Annotated in this window: 13 protein-coding genes; 11 read left to right on the top strand and 2 right to left on the bottom strand. The window is 36.0% G+C overall.

Annotated elements, in window-relative coordinates; translation table 11 throughout:
* The first annotated feature begins 207 nt into the window (after positions 1 to 207).
* From I6F43_RS02710 to I6F43_RS02665, 11 genes are all read left to right on the top strand, one after another.
* Entirely contained in the window at positions 208 to 1233 is a 1026-nt protein-coding gene (locus tag I6F43_RS02710) for a DUF4150 domain-containing protein (RefSeq protein WP_197100861.1), read from the top strand.
* Positions 1230 to 5087 carry a hypothetical protein gene (locus I6F43_RS02705; RefSeq protein WP_165721751.1) on the top strand — a complete coding sequence of 1286 codons (3858 nt, stop codon included), beginning with the start codon at positions 1230 to 1232 and terminating at the stop codon, positions 5085 to 5087. Before I6F43_RS02710 ends, I6F43_RS02705 begins: the two co-directional genes overlap by 4 nt.
* Before the next feature lie 26 nt (positions 5088 to 5113).
* Entirely contained in the window at positions 5114 to 6283 is a 1170-nt protein-coding gene (locus I6F43_RS02700; protein ID WP_206006138.1) for a hypothetical protein, read from the top strand.
* Between the two features lie 94 nt (positions 6284 to 6377).
* The gene (locus tag I6F43_RS02695; RefSeq protein ID WP_197100859.1) at positions 6378 to 7352 is read left to right on the top strand and encodes a transposase; all 975 of its coding nucleotides are present in this window, start codon (positions 6378 to 6380) and stop codon (positions 7350 to 7352) included.
* Positions 7353 to 7592: 240 nt separating this feature from the next.
* The gene (locus I6F43_RS02690) at positions 7593 to 8126 is read left to right on the top strand and encodes a hypothetical protein (RefSeq protein WP_197100857.1); all 534 of its coding nucleotides are present in this window, start codon (positions 7593 to 7595) and stop codon (positions 8124 to 8126) included.
* Positions 8127 to 8213: 87 nt separating this feature from the next.
* Positions 8214 to 9278 (top strand): hypothetical protein, encoded by a 1065-nt coding sequence (locus I6F43_RS02685; protein ID WP_165721749.1) that lies wholly within the window; start codon positions 8214 to 8216, stop codon positions 9276 to 9278.
* A 2-nt stretch (positions 9279 to 9280) separates the two neighbouring features.
* Positions 9281 to 9877, top strand: coding sequence for a hypothetical protein (locus I6F43_RS02680; RefSeq protein ID WP_165721748.1), 597 nt, complete (start codon positions 9281 to 9283; stop codon positions 9875 to 9877).
* A gap of 890 nt (positions 9878 to 10767) precedes the next feature.
* Positions 10768 to 10902, top strand: a complete 135-nt coding sequence (locus tag I6F43_RS20225) for a hypothetical protein (protein ID WP_269435315.1) — start codon at positions 10768 to 10770, stop codon at positions 10900 to 10902.
* A gap of 721 nt (positions 10903 to 11623) precedes the next feature.
* On the top strand, positions 11624 to 12226 hold the full coding sequence (locus I6F43_RS20050; protein ID WP_231613996.1) for a hypothetical protein: 603 nt from the start codon (positions 11624 to 11626) through the stop codon (positions 12224 to 12226).
* A 314-nt stretch (positions 12227 to 12540) separates the two neighbouring features.
* Positions 12541 to 13197 (top strand): hypothetical protein, encoded by a 657-nt coding sequence (locus tag I6F43_RS02670; RefSeq protein WP_165721747.1) that lies wholly within the window; start codon positions 12541 to 12543, stop codon positions 13195 to 13197.
* A gap of 743 nt (positions 13198 to 13940) precedes the next feature.
* Complete coding sequence (locus tag I6F43_RS02665) at positions 13941 to 14447, top strand: DUF6795 domain-containing protein (protein WP_024592003.1); 507 nt, start codon at positions 13941 to 13943, stop codon at positions 14445 to 14447.
* A gap of 60 nt (positions 14448 to 14507) precedes the next feature.
* On the opposite strand, the gene I6F43_RS02660 is transcribed toward I6F43_RS02665, so the two are convergent.
* Together I6F43_RS02660 and I6F43_RS02655 are read right to left on the bottom strand one after the other, a co-directional pair.
* Entirely contained in the window at positions 14508 to 15593 is a 1086-nt protein-coding gene (locus tag I6F43_RS02660) for a rhomboid family intramembrane serine protease (protein ID WP_165721746.1), read from the bottom strand.
* Positions 15583 to 16224, bottom strand: a complete 642-nt coding sequence (locus I6F43_RS02655; protein WP_165721745.1) for a hypothetical protein — start codon at positions 16222 to 16224, stop codon at positions 15583 to 15585. The genes I6F43_RS02660 and I6F43_RS02655 overlap by 11 nt, the downstream gene beginning before the upstream one ends.
* Positions 16225 to 16256 lie beyond the last annotated feature (32 nt).

Here is a 16256-nt window from a genome sequence, read left to right as displayed (position 1 = left end):
AGCATTGTATAGCCCAGAAGACGAATTAATAGAGCTCGCCAACTTAAATAATACTATTGGCCATCAAGGCGTTGCAAACGATCCAGCGGGGTTTGTGCTTGCAAATAGCTATTTAAATAACCCACTAAATGAAGGGTTACAGCATGTATTTTTATTATTTAATTCACCCAATGAGCAACTAATAAAAATTTCAAGGAGTGAAAATTCATGACATACATTAATGCAGCCGCAGGTAAACAAACAGGCAGTGTTCAGTACGACATCGACGCGCTAACCGCCGATGTGCGCTCAGGTGGATCGTTAACATGGCGACACAACAACCCAACACTATTAGGGCTTAATAATAGTGCTCGAAGTAACGGCGCATTAGGTAAAGCCAGCAATGTCGCTATTTTTGAAGACCGAGCCAGTGGAGATGCGGCATTTTTAGCTGAAATAGCACGCCCCAAATACCGCGATAAAACACTTGGCGAAATGGTTAATGTATTTATTCCAGACTATATAATTCCACCACCACAATGGGATGATGAAAAAAACGAACCTATTTTGCCGTGGAACGAGCCACAAACGAGTATGGATGTTAATAAACCTATTACTAATGCCCAAGCATTTTTAGACTTAGTGTCGAGTCATTTAGGGTGGCAAGCCGGCAATCAAGAACAGTTAACTAAAGATGCGCAATCGCAAGCAGCGCAAGTAGCCACAGTATCAGGGCAAAATGTATTGATTAATGGCCGCACTGCAGTGCACCAAAGTAGCGGCGGCAAGCTAAGCACTATTGATATATGTTTAACGACGGTAGGCCCAAGTGTCATCCCAATCCCTTATCCAAATATGGCCGCAGCAAGTGATGTAGCCAGTGTGGCGGGGTCAGTCAAAATAAACGGTAACGGTGCTGCCAACATAAAAAGTAACTTTTCAAAAAGTAAAGGCGATAAACCCGGAGATAAAAGAGGCCTAATGAGTGGCACTAACGATGGTAAAGCTGAATTTATAATGGGCTCATTTAATGTACTCATTGAAGGGAAACCCGCTGTTCGCCAAGGTGACTTAATGATTTCAAACTCAAAAAACACCCCGCCTATGCCGCTAGCGCAATCAGGTGGCGCATCACCAAGGGGGTTGAGTGTAGAAATGAGGGATAGTTTGGCTGACCAGCAAGTCGGTAAAAAAATAGTCATAAAAATATCAGGATCAGAAAAGTTAGATGAAGATGGAGTGTCAATTGTATGAGTGATCTAAATGTAGCAGATAAAATTGATGAAAAAAATGCGCATAGAGAGCTTGTTTTTGAACGCCAATCAGATGGTGTAAAAAATGTATCATTAATGGTTAGAGATGAATCTGTAAATAGAAGCAGTAAAGGCTACTATAAAATCCCGTTATATCAGGTAGATGCTAAAGAGGAGAGTGATAATACAGCTGATATTGAGCTAGTTCATATATTTCCAATTAGATATGCCCACCCTGCAGATGAAATTGACGATCATAAAACGAACTTAAGAGATGGCTTTTTATACATTTTTGTTGACGGTCATTTATGGCGTGAGCTTAAGGTAACGACTAATAAGGATGTTACAAGATTTAATGATATTAACCTTGCTTGGCAAAAAGGCGCTCTTACTTGGAAAACAAATAAAGGTTTTCGCGAGGCAACTGGCGAAGCACTCAAAACAGTCATCGTACCATATAAGCTAAATGGACAAATTTGTGAGGTACAAATTGCTCATTCTGAAATTCAATGGCCCTGGGAGCAGATACAACTTTTTGGTGGCCTTAAACCAGAAGATCCAAGGTTAAACTATGGAGAGCCGGTTAAGCCAGGAGAGAATAATGCTGATGCAATAGAGCTACGAAACAATAGGTTGTTTACGTTAGATAAGCTTGGGGATTTTGAGCAAGGCTATAATAGCGCGCAGCTGCCGAAGCATGTTGTATTAGATGTAACAAATAAAGCTGGGGTTTATCAGCCAATTATTCCAGATGTGCTTGGTAAGGCCCGCCAAGCCTGTGCAGATATAACTCTGGCTCGTTCAATCATCAATACATTACTCTTAGATAAAGCAGCTAAAGGTAAATCCGTTTTAAGTGTCGATGAACTTACTAAAGAGCAGCGAGGAGAGCTTGAATTAGCCTCATTTATTCAACAAACCTTTTTTGCTTTTCCCCAGTCTGTGTCTGACAAATTAGCAACATATGGTGAAGAGAGTGTCTCTGAGCAAGAACAAAAGATTGCTTCAGATTATAAAAAGTGGGTAGAAAATAAATTTGATAAAACAGCATTCAGAAAGTTTTTAGATACAGAGCAAGTGCATGTGCTTGGTCAGTATATCAATGAGTTAAGAGCCAATGTAAAAGACCTTATAGAGGATGAAGAGACTGCTTCTTGCTTTTATCAATGTGCAAGAGATTATGCATATCACACAGGCAACCGACGACTCGACATATATCAACTTATGTGTGATGTATTAGCCCCTCTAAAAGATTTAACGGCAGACATACTTCGCTCAAGTGTAGTGTATGACCAAGACGCGAAAAAGCTTGAGCAAATCGACAGCAATGACTTAGGGCAACATATAATCTTAAAAGTGTTAGGTACACACCCAGAGGATACCAGTGACCGTTCAAATTTATTAAAACTACATAAGTTACTATTCCCTGATGAAACCAGTAGTAAGCCCAATTTAACTGAATATAAGTGTTTTCGAGATAAAAAAGATCCTAAAAATGTTGATTTTTCTATTGATGAGTTTAAGGCTTTGGAGAAGCAAGATGATCAACTTGATGGTTATATAGAAGGCGATTTAACGCAAGTATTTAGGCGTAGTAGCCAAGCTGTATGGGGTTTTTTTAATATTATAATGGAAGTACCTTCAGCCACTTATTCTATGTCTCAAGGTGGCGGAACAATTAAAGATGTGTTTACTGCCCGCATGCAAAAACAATCTAGCTTACAGCGAGAAAGTAATAAACTTGAGCGACAAACAAAGAATTTAGAAATACAGATACAAAATAAGCAACGCGAAATTGAAAGCTCTGAAAAGACACGCAATGATCTCATTCAGGAAGCGCGTAACCAAGGTATAGGTGGTGATGACATCACCGAGCAATTAAACAGGCAGCTTAAACAAAGAAACAAAGAACTAGAGCATTATAAAACACTGCTCAAACAAGCAAAAACAAAAGGTAGTGTAACACGTGCGCATTTATCAACACTAAAAAGTGTGGGTTTAGACATGCTCAATAGTGAGGCACGTATTAAGTCAGTTGCGATGTCGTATAACCCCTATCAAAAAATAATGCATCTCGCGCACATGGTTTCTGATGGTTTACTCGTTGAGATTGATATTGATATTAACGACTATTATGAAGGGAACTTACCTGATTCAGTCGTCCCGCTTAATTTTGACAGCCGTTCTAAGCGTGCCGAACAACGAATTTTAGAATTTAATAAAATAACCGAAGGTATTGATGAAGCACTGAGCCAGGGTAGTTACCCAGGCAATGGCGGAACGCGGCCCATTGTTAAACTTAAAGTTAACGATAAAGTAACCATACCCGCTCGTTTAGACCTTATTACAAGCTTAGATGGCTCTTTAAATGAATTAGAGGCCATGGTCACTAAGCAATACTACCAAGCAGACAGCGCTAAGAAAAAAGTGATGCAAAAAATGGTAGTGCTAGATAAGGATAAATTGACAGCACTAGAAGAGAGCTTTGATGAACTTAGTGATGATTTAAGAGAAGATGAAGCTAAGTTAGAAAAAACAAACTGGGATTTAACTGGGTATAAAGATCATAATAAATCCCTCAAAAAATACGCGAAAACAGCATTGGGTAAGCAGCAAACGGGCAAAGTTGGCTCAGCCAGTATTGGTGTTTTACCGTTTGTCACTGGGCTAGAAGTCATTAATTTTTATACAGTTATAACTGGAGATGGCGTTAGTTTAATGGATAAAACGTCAGCGTATGCTGATTTGTTAGATGTTATGGTGAATATTGGTAAGGATCTTGTTGAGCGTCGTTATGGTATGCCAAGCTCTGAACAGTTGAAACTTTTCTCTAAAAACAAAGTGCCTGCTAGTGAGTTTACTAAAAAAATACTAAGAGGAAGGCTCAGTGTTATCTCTGCGAAGGTAGCCTTATCTTATGCCGCCAATGCAGCGACGTTCCTTGCTGGCGCAATAAGTACATATGTGGCCGTGAGGGATGCGGTTAATGAATATAACAAAGGTAATATAGGCCTTGCGACAGCAAATTCTATTATGGCTTTAGGCTTTTTAAGCATGACAGCCGCATCAGGTATTGCAATCATTACCAAAGGGGCGTCAGCATTAATTGCCGTATTTGGCATTGCCGGCTTAGTAATAGTTCTAATTGCGGCAGGGCTTATTTATTACTTTAGCGAATCAGAGGTTGAAGCCTGGCTACATGCATGCCCATGGGGTAAGGCTGCATTTATTAATGATGGCTCAACGAGTGTACGAGCCGAACAATGGAGAAATCGCCCTGATTTAGCACTACTCGATATATATAACGCGCTTTATAAGCCTTATGCAAAAGTAATCGCGAATGAACACTCCAAAACAGTCTCAATGGGGCTAACAGCTCCCGTAGCTGCAGTGAAAGAAGGTGTCGATACAAAAATTAGCTGGCGAATGCTTCCACCTGATAAGGGAATGCTAAATTATTATGCGGCATCATTATTAACAGATTATGACTCTAGGCTAGCAAAATACAGTAAGCATAAGCACTTCAGTCAAATCCCTTTAGACTCGGTTATTTTTCGCAAAAGTATATGGACTTTGCAGCCAGCTCGAACAGGTTGGCAAGCTGAAATAAATAACCACGTTTTATTGGCCGCGCTCGGGTTAGAATCAGGCGACCAAATAGAGCTTAAATTAGAGGCAACAGTATATCCTAATGGTAAAGTTCAACCGACTATTCAAGGGTTCAATAGTACCTATGGCTTACCAATCGAGTATTACAAAGCGGGTGAAAAACCTGGATCATTATCTTGGGGTGATGACCGTAAGTACAGTCACCGTATTGGTCAAGTTATAAGCCAAGCAGTAATTAATTTATAAGAAGTAGATCGCGTAAAGGAGTAACTATGAACATAGATGATAAAAACGCAGAGGACGAAAGAATACTTGATAAGCTAGTTGAGCGCTATATTGCTGAAGAGGAAGATGGTTTAACTCACGAAGAACGAGAAAAAATAAAAAGAGAAAACCGTATTAACGCAATTAAACAGTGGTGCGTTGAAAACCCAAATCGGGACCCTACAAGAGCGAAAGATAAAACCATAAAGCAACTGGCGTTAGATGAAGAAGCTGTAGTGCGCAGAGAAGAGTTTAGAAAAAATAACCCAGAGAAAGTGGCTGAAATACGAAAGCGAACTAGAAAGGAAAGAAGATACCGTGATGATAGAGCAACCTACGAAGAGCAACTGCCAAGAGACTACTTACATAAAGACAGCTATGAAACGCGATTAAAAAAAGCCGAAGCACTCAATGGTTGCAGGTTCAAAGCTCGTACGTTTAAAAGTAAGCGTTTTACTGATGAATATGCAGCAGAGCTCAAGTCGCCTAATCGTGGCTCAACGCTTGAGGGACATTGGGTAGAGAGCGATGGTAAGCAGTTGGCTATTTCATGGTTTGGAGGGTGGTCAAATTTATTTACTGCTCTAAGCTTCTTGTTAATGGTCGCTGCAGTTCTGTTTTTTTTCGTTGATTTGGGTGTTATTGGTTTTGTGTGGGAGGATTATCGGTGGGTGCCATTTGCTATATATGCACCTATGTTTATTGTTGGTTTTTATATGCTGAAACACCGGGCCATATTAGCGCACCGAGATAATTTTTATTTTAATCGTCATACCGGGCTTGTAAAAACTCCGTATACATTATTCAGAAAACCGTTTTATTTACCTTACGAAGACATTGTTTGCTATGGCGCCAATGAGCGTAATGTAGGCTCAGCCCGTGGTGGTTCACGCGTGTTTGTATCTCTTATGGTGCCGTTAAAATACCCTAAACATTATCGCTTTACCAAGCCTACTTTTTATGTGGGTGGTTCAAATCGTGAATGGGATTCACTGGCATACGCCACAGCCATGACCTTTATGGATACATCAATCCCACTTGGCACGCACTTATACCAATCGATAGAGCATTACTTCAAAATCGATAAAGATATAACAGAAAAACACGCTTTTCCTGAGGAGCTAAAACCTTATTTAGACCCTGATGACTGCCAAGTAAACAGGCGTGAAGTTTGGTGATGTCACCAAAATAAACTAGACGTCCATCCTAAATTTGCGCTTTTTTAATTTAGTGACTAAATTTTAGCAAGTACAATAAATAGGCAGGTGGCTTGTGGCTATTGCAAGAAAGCGCCAAGTAAGTTTGGTTGATACGAAATATTATCATTGTATTTCACGGTGTGTTCGACGTGCCTTTCTGTGTGGTGAAGACCACTTTACAGGTAAGTCTTACGAACATCGACGAGGCTGGGTTGAAGATAAGCTACTTGAATTAGCGAAGGTATTTTGTATTGATGTGTGTGCTTATGCCGTAATGAGTAATCATACACATTTAGTACTGTATGTTGATGATAAAAAAGCCAATAGACTGAATGACAAAGCCATTGTTATTCGTTGGCATAAGCTTTGTAAAGGTACATTGATTACACAAAAATACATCCAGGGCGAAAAGCTAAGCAAAATAGAACTCATATTTTTTAATCAAACAGTACAGCAATACCGAGAAAGGCTATCCAGCATAAGTTGGTTTATGCGGTTGTTAAATGAAAGCATTGCCCGCAGAGCAAATAAAGAAGATAACTGCACAGGTAGATTTTGGGAAGGACGTTTTACGTCACAAGCATTACTAGATGAAGCATCCCTTGCCGCCTGTATGGCGTATGTCGATTTAAACCCAATTAGAGCTAAAATGGCTAACACTCCAGAAGAATCTGACCATACCAGCGTTCAAAAGCGACTAACATACGCAAAAGAGGGTAAACAACCAAAAAAACTGCTCCGCTTTGCAGGCATGTCACGTAAAATCATGCCAAAAGGACTCCCGTTTGAGCTTAAATCGTACCTTGAACTTGTTGAATTAACAGGACGTTGTATACGAGAAGATAAGCGAGGGTATATTGAAAGTACACATTTGCCTTTACTAGAAAGAGTGAATATATCGCCAGAAAACTGGTTAAAACTCACAACCCAATTTACACGTGTATTTCATGGTGCAGTTGGGAGACCATCCTCACAAGCAGGTTACTGTGAAAATTTAAACAGAAAACGGCGAGCGAACATCAGTAACTGCCAAAAGCTTCTCGCATAAACTTAGACTGCTAGGTGAAATTATTCAGTAATAAATCACAACTGCATCATGCAGTTATTTTCGTGCATGTAATTTAGGTTTAACAGCGGTAATGTTTTATTTAATGAATTAAATAAAAGAAATAGATAAGGAAAGGTAAGTTTTTAACTTAAAAAGTAGATTTTATGGCACAGTTTAGCTTGAACAATTAGAGTGGCTGTCTAGTTTAATTATTTTTTATTACCACTGGTAATGTCTATAGTGTTTTTTTTAGTATTAAAAACGGCTGATAAATTTAACCTCTGTGTCTATTTTGTTTTGTCTAATTTTTTTATAGTTATCAATGGTGATTACCCTTATGTTTTTTATTACTTGATTGAGGGTGGAGTGATTTTGTCATTGTTACATTTTTTTAATTTAAAACAGACAAAAGATAAAAAAGAAAAGAACCAAAGTGAACGTTTTTTTAATTTTCGAAATTATTTAAAAACATTAGATAAAACAGGCTTGTTTACTGGGGTGGCTGCTGAAAAAGAACTCTTATCATTCTTTTTGGTCAGTTTTTTAATCTTATTTTCTTTAATTATTATGATTTTATTTCCTTTCTTAAGTCTTTATATTAAAGGTGAAATAGATTTTAATACACTGAGTTTCATATCAGCTTCTTTTATTAAAAGCGCTTTTTTAAATTCAAATATAACGTGGTTTATTTTAATTACATTACTTTCCCTATTGTCGTTGCTATATCGTAAAGTATATGGAATTAATTTAGTTAAAACTAACAATGAGATCTAATTTAGAGGCAAAAACTAAAAAACCGTCTTAATTTTTTATAATAATTAAGTAAATAACAAGAATAGGGATAAGCTAAAAAGGGAATTCATGGACTATACATTTTATACTTCATTTGCCGAAAAAATCTCGCCCAGATTGTATCAAAACCGCATTTTACCTTATTTTAAATCAGAGCAGTTTGATAGGGATAAAAGTTTCTGGTTTGATTGTTTTGGTATAAATGTAGTTAGACGATACTTTGTTAATGAAAGGGCTAGAGCTGAAAGCTTTGAAAAATCAAGCCTAGCAGATAAATCTAAATATCTAGTTGTTGGACGGCGTTTGAATGCGAGGAAAAGGCTAGATATATTTTTTTATACTCTCCCGTTTATTATTTCTTTTTTAATGTTATTTATAGTTGTATTTGGCAGTGATGAGTTTTTTGGAATGCCGACTTGGCTAGGCTTAATAATATTTATGTTTTGGAATGCTATCGTATGCAACTTTAGTTCATTTTATTATTATAGACTTAGTTCAAAAAATGAGGATTTGGTTTATTTAGATAGGTTGAATAATACAATCAACTTTACAGAACAGACAAACAATGAGCCTCCTTTTAAAGATGAGTTTGCTAATGCTGCATTCCCCGTAGGTGAATTTTCACTCAACGTACGTTTTTTAACAAAAACTCAAGGAGTCGGTAAAATAGCAAGCCTAGTACTTATTCATGAAAATATTGCTCAATACAATGACGTCCCTTGGGTACATATTCACGCGTTAAGTGAATATCATGGCACCGTTGATGATGTAATTAAGCAATGGGCAAGGTATCAGCGTTATTTAGATTTAACTTTACCATTACCCGACTCGCCAGATTTGGAACTCTATAGAAAAAACGATCAATCTACTAAAGAGTTTGATATAAAAAACAAACGACCAGAGCGGTTTTGGTGTGACTTTTCATACGAACAACAAAGAGATATTGAAAGAGAGCTGATTAATAATCCGTTTTATGATGATCAGTATGAATTATCAAAAAAAATGCTTGATATATACGATCTAGTTTGTCCTTGGCTTCAATTTAGCGCTAAACAGCGTAATAAAAAAATGAATGTACTTGCTTCAATAGGGGATATATTGGTTTCAATACGGCAGTTATTAATAGGGATATAGCTATGTGGATATTAATTTTAACTATTTTTCTGTTTGTTATTATTATTTTAGTAAATATTGGAAATGAAAATACTTTTAGAGAAAATTTAAAAAAACCATGCTTAATTAAAGTAAATAACACAGAGTTTGATATCTGTATTAATCAAAATCTTGTTAGAGAAGGGTTGAATTTTTTAATTATTAATTTAATGGATATCACTGAAGATAAAGAAGTTAGCTTTATTCTTACAAAAAATGAGTCGTTGCGACATGGTGATTCATATAGAGTTTGCAAATATGTGAATATTGAACCAATTGCTGAACTTGAGTCTGAGGTTACCCATATATCAGTCCTTAAAATACCAATAGGTGATCTGTTACCATCTCAAGGTGGAACAAGAAAAATGAACTTTAACATCAACTTTTATCGAGGCTACCCTGGCGAAAGTAAATCGCTATTTCTAACCGATATTAATTCAAGTTATATATATAACCATCACCTTGAATATAACTTTCAACGGCCGGGTTATGCCGATACTGATCCGGAGTTATTGAAGAGTATTAATGAAGAAGTAGCAGAGTATTTAGTTCTCTGCAGAAAAAAAACACACCCATTTTAGTTTTGCATTTACCAGATCAAATGAAAGTAGCGCATTCGTAAAACATAAATTATCAGTCTTAAATGCAAATTTAGTAACACAGTTTTCTTGTTTAGTAAGAGGACCTAGGTTTATTGTTAATTCGGAAACTCTTTCAAAGTGGTGCGCGGATTAAATGTCAGATAAGGCATAGATAATAAAGGAAATAGAATATGCTGACACAGCTTACAGAGGTAAGAAAAACCCAAAATTCAGGAATGAAATAGCGACTGATGAGCGGGACTCTATGTATTGCTGTTATCAAAGTAAGCAAGCGTTATTCCCTAGAGGTAATGTGTTTGGGCACTGTTTTGATAACTCTCAAAGATTAGAATATAAATTGAATATAAGTGGTGCAGCAAACCAGCATCGAAGTATTCTTAGTCAAAATGAGAGCCGACTGGAATTACCTTTGGCTTCTAACCCTGTAAGTTTCATAGACACTTTAACTTTCGCTTGGGGGATATTCCACATATCAATACTGTTTCTTTTGCTAGCTTTTCCTATTACTAGTTTTTTCTTGGAGATATTGCAGAGGCATTTGATAGTTACACTGTGTTGTTATCTGTTTGGTGTTTTTCAAAAATTTCAAACTGGGTAATATGGCCATATTTTAGATCTAATTTTAAATTAGCAGTTATTTTCGATCGTAAAACAGGTGTAGTTAAAATACCTAAAAGCGGTGCAAAGAGCTTTGTTTATTTAAGCTTTGAAGAATTTAATGCTTATTATAAAGCTACACATAATCCCAAAAGTGGCTTTCCACATAGGGGCTTACGCTTCTAAATTATAAAGAAGATCAGCGTTATGATGTTGCTTACAACAATGAGATAGCTTGCAGCTTTCAACATTGGAAATTATTACAAAACTTTATGGATGTTACCCAGCCTTTAGCAGATATCCCGCAATTTGAATATTACCGTGAGTTTGATAAAACAACCGCTGAATTTGATAAAACCGATGGTCGACCTAAGTACTTTTGGTATCGAGTTGATAAGCATTTTTAAAAAAAATATCTAAAGCAGATGATGAGCTTAGAAAAGAATTTAATGATGAAGAACAGCTCGATAACATATTGATGGGAAAACCTATTAAAAAGCTAACACCGCCAGATATTTTTAAATTTCCATGGAAATACGCAGATAACATCAAGCCTGAGAGTGAAGTTAAGTTTGGGAAAACGTTGTGGCAAAAATTCACTTCATTTTTGATGATAGATTTGTAAGCTGTTGAAAAAATTAGATACAGCTTTCTATTTTTCATGAAGAACCAGGGTTTTAAATCGGTTAACTAACCGTAGTTCTTTAACAATCATAAAAGGAAGTTAAACCTAGGCAGCATTAGTGCTGCTTAGATTATTTAGTGAAAATAGTATGAATATATTTAAGTACTTAGGTGGCCCGCTGGCTAAAAAACAATTTTTAATGCTAAAACAAGCAAAAGTCTTACAAAGCAATTTGGTGGATTATGTATTCTTTATGATTGGCTATATATCGATAAGTTAGGCCTAAAGGCACAACCCCAGCGCTTTCAAGTCCATTCATGCGGTAATGACCCCATGAGAGCACTTATATTTGGTCCCATGTTTTTGGGGTTTTGTGGTAGCTTAGTCGTTGCACTTTTTTATTAGTAGCTCCTTTTTCAGACGAGCCCTTCTCATGATGGTTTCTGTATTTAGTACTCGGCTTTAACCTTACATTTTTAAACCTTCAACCACTTTGGGATCGTATGGCACCTCCTAAGTTAGCATATTTTGATCGTCAAACAGGTAAAGTCGGTTACACCTTTAATATTCCTGGTTGTGACGAGCGCGATGAATTTGGTAATTGCTGTTTTGATTGGCGAGATATGAAATGTGTATTGGTAAACGAAAGCACCTCGCAGTCGGGCTCGCGGGCATTTTTTCCAAGACTCTCCCATAAAGATATAGATAAATACCCGCAAACAAAAATGACGATTGTAGTGACAGAGTTAGCACAAAACCCAATTTATTGTTTACTGCTTTGGGAGCGTTTAGTTCGCTTTATGGATAACACAAAGCCATTACCTAATATACCTGAATATGAGGGTTACAGCCACCTAGATTCAATTACCGCTGAGTTTGATAAGCACAACAATCGCCCTGAGGTTTACTGGCGTGACATGAGTTTTGCACAACAAACAGAAATTTATGCTGAGGCATACAAAATAGATTGGTATAACGACGAGCCACAACCCGAAATCACCAAACCATGGTTACGGTGGACGCCTGAGCCCGAGCGAAAACAAACACTTAATTGGAAATACAAAGCGAAACGTTTATTTATGCAATTAACGTGTGGGATCCCTTGAGTGCCTTTTATGGCGCAGTTTAGTTTATATAATTAGAGTTGCTGTCTAGTTTAATTAAGCTAACACCAAATAGTATAACTTTAGAATTAAGTATATAAAGACCTGGCTCTGTAAAGGTCGCTTCCTACTCATAAATTTAATTTTTACTATTATTTTTTTAAATTATGAATAGGGTTTATATGTTCTTTTATTTTATTTATTGCCTTTTTTTCAACAATTGAATTAGTCTTAGATTGTTATTTTAATGTTGTTTTTTTTGAAATAATTTGTATAATTCTGCGCGGGAATAACAATAAACATTAAAAAGGATGGAAATGAATACATTTTTAAAAAAAGTATTAACTACGGTTACACTTACAAGTACATTAATTTTGACTGGTTGTATGTCAACTGAATTAAAAGTTAATGATAAATATGAACAACCAATCAACCTATCTACTAACAATCCTGCTTTAATCTTTCCGGTTTCATTGCATGGCGTGCCTGGTAACAGCAGTGAAGTTGGCTTAGCTATAACAGCTGGTGTTGCCGGTCAATATGGTACTTCAGTTATTTCAGCTCAGCAGTTATATAGTGTGGTGGGCAATCTTTCTTGGACTTTAGGTGAAAGCATTCGCCGCGGTGCAAGCAAAGGTGATTATAAAATAAATCACTATGGAGAAAAAATTGCTACTGACTTACAGTATTCAATGGAAAAATTAACTAAAGCACTTAAGAGTTCAGGTGTTATTAATGATAAAAACTTTTCTTTTGAAAATGTGATTGTTTTACACGTAGATAGTACTGGTGGGATTCCAGTTCCAGGCGTTAGACGCGTTACAGCTTTTGGTGGCGTAATTAATGTTAAAGATTTAGAAGTTGTATCTTATATTGAAAAAGATTTAGTTTTAGCGAATGACAATGATTCAATACTGGCGCAAATGCCACTAGAAATGAATGCGATTGTTAAAGAACTAATTGGTAAAAAATAATTGCTTTAGCCTTTTAGTATTTTTTCTAAAAGGCTTTATTTTTTGTAGCTATTTAATGTCATTAATACAATAATTAAGAGTTTTTATTTTTATAATTTAAAATATATACCTAATTTTTAGTTATTTTCAACGTTTTATTACATTCTAGTTAATATTAATTCGTTTATTTAATAATATGCCTCCATTTTTCTCATCCCCAAAATGTTTGTCTTTATATAAAGGTGACAGCTTCTAAGTGATAAACAGCCACAGTATAAAAAAGCTATCAACGGGATCGCTCCGCCGCTACATGTGTATTTTAACTTCGTTTAGTGTAATCCCTATAGCTTGAGCGGCTTTTATTACAGATATTCGGCGTAGTGAATCGGGTTTATAACTGTGTTGATTAACGCTATTTATTCAACTATGTATAAGTCCTTTTGTTTCATAAAAGTGTAATGTAAAGGCAATAAGTTAGACCCCACCTTAATCTGCATACTTTAAGAGCAGCTTATCTCGCTTATAGCAATGTATAAATATTTAGACTTTATTATTGTAGTTATTTTTAATATCGCCAGTAAATCAGCTAAATCTATATAGGCATAATCCTAAGAATAGCGATTTAAAATATGTCACAAGTTCGCTTTTGTTGTTAGGCTAAAAATAAAAATACAAATACAAATACAAATACAAATACAAATACAAATACAAATACAAATACAAATACAAATACAAATACAAATACAAATACAAGAGGGATTTTTATGATCAAGACAAGAACAGCAGGCGTGACGTTAACACTTATTCTATTTTTATTAATACCAATGCAAGGATATGCAGATATGTTTGGCTTTTTTAACAAGCAAGACGTTACGTTGTCGTTGTCTATTAAAGGCAGATTATTAAGCAATGGTGAGCCTCAACAAGGCGTTACAGTGACAAGAGAGCTAATTTATGGCGATACTTATGTTGATGAAGCTATAAGTGACAGCAATGGTTACTTCTATTTTAATAATAAAAAAATACGCAGTTCAAAGCCTTCAAACATGTTTTTTAATAGCTCTTTAATGCAAAGTATTCATATAAAAAATAAAAATACTGATGATTCAGTTTTATGGGTTCTAAATACTCTTTTTACAGAGCATCAAGGCTTATTTGCTGATAACTTAAGTAATTTAGAGTGCGAGCTTACTGAAGAGCCAATAACATACGATATACCGATTAAAAACACAGGACATTTTTTTACCGTATATACTCGCTGTAAGTTATAAGTTTATGTAGTGAGATTTAATAAAGTCACCAATTTATTATTGATGACTTTATTAAATTAATTAACGTTTAAGTTGCGCTTCTTTTTGATTTAGCAGACGAATAATAGGGTTTTGCTCTAATATTTTACTTTTTAAAATATAACCAATAATTAATCCAGCTATGAAGCCACCAATATGCGCGCCATAATCAATGCCATCGGGGCCTGTTACTGCACCAAAAATGTTAAATCCTAACCAAATAGCGAAGAACCATACCGCAGAAAGTTTCTTCTGATAAATTATAAACATAAAAGTAAGGCTTGCGTGTCTGAACCACATTAAATACATGCCAAATAAACCGGCTATAGCGCCACTTGCACCCACGCCTGGAATTGTAGACATTGGGCTTACAATGTAGCTTGCAAACGATGCGAGTAGTCCACAGGCTAAATACCATAACAAAAAGCGTTTATGGCCTAACACGTCTTCTAAGTTATCGCCAACGATGTATAAAAAGTACATATTGCCAACTAAATGCATTATTGAACCATGTAAAAATACGCAAGTTAATACAGTCCATAGCTCATTACCTTTGCTTAAATCTGCAGGTGTCATGGCAAAGTTATCAATGACATAGCTGAATGAGCTCGGGTTTAAAAAATAAAGTGCAAAAATCAATGTATTTAAAACAATAAGACCGCGAGTTACCCAAGGAGTCTTTTGTGGCTTAATATTATATTCAACAGGCATTTGCGTTAAAAATTGAAACAAGTAGGTTTTCCAACTCACTTTTTGATTTAGCTCGCCTAAACTCATCTTTATTTCAGGGCTTTTTTCAACACTTTCAAGTTCGTCTTTATCAATCCAGGTGCCATCGCAGTGTCTACAAACATCAATTTCGGTATGAAAAGCTTCCAGTAAGTGAAAACGTTCTAAACTTTTTTTACAATCAGGGCAGTCAAGCTCAGAAACGCCTAATGGCTCACCAAAGTGAGTTTCAAATTTATCACCTTCTGGGCCGTCATTTATCTCGGAAATCATGCGATTTACTTCATTTTTTTCGAACCATAAGCCACCACATTCACGGCAAATATCTATTTCTTCACCCTGATAATTGGTTACTTCTAGTGGATGATCTTTACAATGTGGACAGCTTTTAGTTGGCATTTGTAAGTTCCTTTAACGAACCAACAGAAATATCATTCTGCTGTAATTCCATTTTTAATTGTTTAGCGCTATTTTTTAATGCAGGGAGTGTTTGAGTTTTAATTAAATTAGTAATCTCTTTTAATTCTTCAGCTGCTTGTCTAGCGGAAATCCTTTTATTAGCTACAGCGTCTATTAAAAATTTAGCTCTTGAGTAAAATCGACGTATTTGCGTTAATAATTCACTTGGGGTTTCGAGTGTAGTTGGAGAGTACTGCATCGTTTGCCAAATGTACTTTTCGAGTGTTGGTTCAAAATACTCAATTTCTTTTATTGATGGGCTTTTTGCAAGTAAATTAGCATACTCTTCCATACTGTTTGCATTATCAGCAACTTCGTCAAATAAGGAGGTGCGCAAATAGTAGTTATCTTCCATTTTACTAAATGAGTCAAATTTAAGCGCTTGTTCTAAGCCGCTTTGAGCAGCTAAATACACGCCGAATATAGTAGAAATAACCATAAAAAATTGATTTAGCCAAAAACCAGTACTTTTTAGTTCTTTGTGATCGACCGTTTTAAGGGCTTGCGAAAATTTTTGAGTAACTACAGGTGGTTTTGTATTGTTTTCAGGGGTGTGATTAGTTGGTTCCAACAGTTTGTTCCTTGAATATTTACTTCCTTTTT

It is taken from the genome of Pseudoalteromonas sp. NZS71_1, assembly GCF_015864305.1.
GTDB classification, from domain to species: domain Bacteria; phylum Pseudomonadota; class Gammaproteobacteria; order Enterobacterales; family Alteromonadaceae; genus Pseudoalteromonas; species Pseudoalteromonas arctica.
The sequence above is the reverse complement of the archived record's forward strand: the minus strand, read 5'-3'. Positions and strand labels throughout refer to the sequence as shown.

Coding starts and splice junctions, on each gene's coding strand:
- I6F43_RS02685 (WP_165721749.1), top strand. CDS start 8,214: ATGGACTATACATTTTATACTTCATTTGCCGAAAAAATCTCGCCCAGA.
- I6F43_RS02680 (WP_165721748.1), top strand. CDS start 9,281: ATGTGGATATTAATTTTAACTATTTTTCTGTTTGTTATTATTATTTTA.
- I6F43_RS02705 (WP_165721751.1), top strand. CDS start 1,230: ATGAGTGATCTAAATGTAGCAGATAAAATTGATGAAAAAAATGCGCAT.
- I6F43_RS02710 (WP_197100861.1), top strand. CDS start 208: ATGACATACATTAATGCAGCCGCAGGTAAACAAACAGGCAGTGTTCAG.
- I6F43_RS02660 (WP_165721746.1), bottom strand. CDS start 15,593: ATGCCAACTAAAAGCTGTCCACATTGTAAAGATCATCCACTAGAAGTA.
- I6F43_RS02665 (WP_024592003.1), top strand. CDS start 13,941: ATGATCAAGACAAGAACAGCAGGCGTGACGTTAACACTTATTCTATTT.
- I6F43_RS20050 (WP_231613996.1), top strand. CDS start 11,624: ATGGCACCTCCTAAGTTAGCATATTTTGATCGTCAAACAGGTAAAGTC.
- I6F43_RS02700 (WP_206006138.1), top strand. CDS start 5,114: ATGAACATAGATGATAAAAACGCAGAGGACGAAAGAATACTTGATAAG.
- I6F43_RS20225 (WP_269435315.1), top strand. CDS start 10,768: ATGGATGTTACCCAGCCTTTAGCAGATATCCCGCAATTTGAATATTAC.
- I6F43_RS02670 (WP_165721747.1), top strand. CDS start 12,541: ATGAATACATTTTTAAAAAAAGTATTAACTACGGTTACACTTACAAGT.